The 3,195-nt window shown below is 63.7% G+C and carries 5 protein-coding genes; 3 read left to right on the forward strand and 2 right to left on the reverse strand.

Annotated features, from left to right (window positions below):
- On the reverse strand, positions 1-333 hold a 333-nt coding region (locus tag EN925_RS29430; protein ID WP_164894464.1), incomplete at its 3' end, for a LysE family translocator.
- A 96-nt stretch (positions 334-429) separates the two neighbouring features.
- Complete coding sequence (locus EN925_RS41545) at positions 430-552, reverse strand: hypothetical protein (protein WP_013528283.1); 123 nt, start codon at positions 550-552, stop codon at positions 430-432.
- Between the two features lie 238 nt (positions 553-790).
- Here EN925_RS41545 and EN925_RS29440 point away from each other — a divergent pair, with 238 nt between their 5' ends.
- The 3 genes from EN925_RS29440 to EN925_RS29450 all read left to right on the forward strand — a co-directional run.
- A complete protein-coding gene (locus EN925_RS29440) occupies positions 791-1,558 on the forward strand; it encodes a L,D-transpeptidase (protein WP_127370519.1) in 768 nt (255 codons plus the stop codon).
- 100 nt (positions 1,559-1,658) lie between these two features.
- Entirely contained in the window at positions 1,659-2,825 is a 1,167-nt protein-coding gene (locus EN925_RS29445; protein ID WP_013528281.1) for a diphosphate--fructose-6-phosphate 1-phosphotransferase, read from the forward strand.
- Positions 2,826-2,878: 53 nt separating this feature from the next.
- A partial coding sequence (locus tag EN925_RS29450) for an MBL fold metallo-hydrolase (protein ID WP_128337121.1) occupies positions 2,879-3,195 on the forward strand: 317 nt, incomplete at its 3' end.

Here is a 3,195-nt window from a genome sequence, read left to right on the forward strand (position 1 = left end):
CATCTTGGCCGAGGAGACCGCGTCGGTGCGCGGTTCGGCCTTCAACGCGCCGCCGGCGCGAAACAGTTTCACGCCAAGATAGATCAGATAACCGGCGCCGATCAGCTTCAGGATGGTGAAGACGGTCGCCGAGGCCGCCAGCAGCGCGCCGATACCCAGCATCGACAACGTCATCGCAGTGAAATCCCCCAACGCCACGCCGACGGCCATCGGCAGAGCGGTACGCCAGCCCTGGCCCAGCGCATAGGACACGACCAGCAGGATGGTCGGACCTGGAATGATGAGAAGGATCGTCGATGCGGCAGCGAAGGCGGCCCAGTTTTCGAAGGACATGCTCGTCTCCTTTGAGCTTAAAGAAGAGGATAAATCCTTAGGCCCGGAAGAATGTAAAGAGGCGATTTCCCTAACTGCGCCAGCGGCAGATCGGTGTCAGTTCGCGCCGCTCAGCGTGCTCACTATATCGGCCAGGCTGACATTGGCACCAAGAACGGTTGCCGCCGCGACAATGGCAGCGGCAAAAAGCTTGATGTCGGTTTTTAAGGTCTTGCACATGGAGGCCCCTCGCTGATGGTTCGAGGAGTAGGAGACGCCGGCGCCGGGAATATGACTCGACCGAGGTCTTTTTGTGCAGCAGCCTTCGTTCAAGTTCAGGCAAGAAGGTCGAACATCGCCAAGGCCATGCGCAAATGCAGGCTGTGCAAGCTCTTCACGCTTTATCAACCATGAATGAGGAAAATGCCTGCTATCCGGCCGGACCGTGCTTCCCGCCGACAGCGTAGGGTCTGGGTATATGCGTGAGTTGCCGCAAGGTCTGACGCCGCCGCGAAATGGCGACGCAATCGAAACCGATCATCATCTTTGCCGCCGCGCCATCCTGTCCGGGGCAGGGGCGCTTGCGCTGCTGAGCGCCGCCGGTTGCTCGACCTCGGGCGGCGGCCTGCCGGCGCTCGAGCTCGACGACGTCACCACGGGTTCCGTGCGGCCGATCCGGCCAAGCATCAGCGTCGACAAGAACGTCACCAGTCCCGGGGTCATGTATGCCGGGCTGACCGACGGCGGCTTCAACGTGCCGGAAGTGCCATATCTGAAGGTCAAGCCGGAATTCCGCCGCCAGATCGTCGTCGACACGACAGGCGAGGCGCCCGGCACCATCGTCGTCCATCTCAAGGAGCGCATGCTCTATCTCGTCCAGCCGGGTGGCGATGCCATTCGCTACGGCGTCGGCATCGGCAAGGACGGTTTCCGCTGGTCCGGCCGCGCCAACATCCAGTACGGCAGGGAATGGCCGACCTGGACGCCGCCGCCGGAGATGATCGCCCGCAAGCCTGAACTGGTGAAATGGCAGGCCGGACAGCCCGGCGGCCTCACCAATCCGCTCGGCGCGCGTGCCCTCTACATCTACCAGGACGGCAAGGACACCGGCTATCGCATCCACGGCTCGCCCGAATGGTGGAGCATCGGGCAAGCGATGTCGTCGGGCTGCGTGCGCCTGATCAACCAGGACATCATCGACCTCTACAGCCGCGTCTCCAAGAAAAATCCGGTCGTCGTCGTCTGACGCTTATGCGGCGTGTTGGCGCCGCTCGAAACTCCCGTTGCGCGATGCGGCAAGACAGGCCAAGGTGCCTTGAAAACCATCGCGCCGGGAGAAATCAAGCATGGCTGGAACGTTTGTCATCGCGCAGGGCGGCGGCCCAACCGCCGTCATCAACCAGACGGTTGTCGGGGCGACGCTGGAGATCCGCAAGCGGCATCCCGGTGCCAAGGTGCTGGGCTCGATCCATGGCGTGCGCGGCATCCGTGACGGCAATTATGTCGACCTTTCCGCCATTCCGGAAGACCGCCTGCGGCTGATTGCCGGCACGCCGAGCGCCGCCCTCGGCTCGACGCGCGACAAGCCCGACGCCGCCTATTGCGATGTCATCCTCAACGGCCTGAAGAAGGCCGGCGCCGACGCCTTCATCTATATCGGCGGCAACGACACGTCGGGTACCCAGCAGATCCTGACCGACGCCGCCGGCGGCTCAATTGCCTTTGTTCATGCGCCAAAAACCATCGACAATGATCTCGAGGAAAACGACCACACGCCGGGCTTTATTTCGGCGGCCGAGTTCGTCGCCGGCGCCTTCCTGTCCGTCGATCTCGATTTTCGCGCGCTGCCCGGCATCTATGTCGGCATCGTCATGGGCCGGCATGCGGGCTTCCTGACCGCGGCTGCCGCTGCCTGGCAGCTCGACCCCGACAGCGGCCCTCATCTCGTCTATGTGCCCGAGCGCCCATTCTCAGCCGCTGGCTTCATCGACGACGTGCGTGCCACGCTCGATCGCCACAAGCGCTGCATCGTCGCCGTTTCGGAAGGCGTCAGCACCGCCGACGGCAAGGCATTGGTCGAAAGCCTGGTGCCGCCGGACAAGCTTGAGCGCGACGCGCATGGCAACGTCAAGCTGTCGGGCAGCGACCTGCCGGCCGCACTCGAGCGCGCGTTGGCGGAAGGCCTGCCGGGCAAGCGTGCCCGCGTCGATGCGCTCGGCTACATGCCGCGCGGCTATATCGGCGCCATCAGCGCGGTCGACGCGCAGGAGGCTTTCGATGCCGGCGCTTTCGCCGTCACCGTCGCCGAACAGGGCGGCGGCTCGGTGGCGCTGCAATATGACGGCACCAGAACGGTGCTGAAGAAAGTGCCGCTCAAGAACGTCGCCGGCAAGACCCGCCACATGCCGGACGATTTCATGAAGCCCGACGTCAATCAGCTGTCGGATGCCGGCATGGCCTATCTCAAGCGGCTGGTGCCGGAAAAGTACAAGGTCGGGAAGCCCTTCGTCTGATGCCGGGCTCACACCTGATGCCCGGCTCACTTCGTATGCCGGACTCACACTTGATGCCGAGCTGGTTCAGCAGGAGCGTGGTCGACGGCAAGACGACGATGCTGACCGAGCCCTTCGTGCATGCCTATGTTCGGGCCAATATCTGGCATCTGCGCGGTCGCGATGCCGACCTGCTCGTCGACACCGGTATGGGCATCTGTCCGCTGGCGCCGCAGATCGAGACGCCGCAGGGCAAGCCGTTGCTGGTCGTTGCCACCCACATCCATCTCGACCACGTCGGCTCGCTGCATGAATTCCCGTTGCGGGCCGGGCCAAGAATGAGCGCGGCTCGGTTCGAGACCATGGACGAGGCCGCGACTTACGCCTACTT

This window comes from Mesorhizobium sp. M7A.F.Ca.US.006.04.2.1, from assembly GCF_004022915.1.
GTDB classification, from domain to species: Bacteria; Pseudomonadota; Alphaproteobacteria; order Rhizobiales; family Rhizobiaceae; genus Mesorhizobium; species Mesorhizobium ciceri.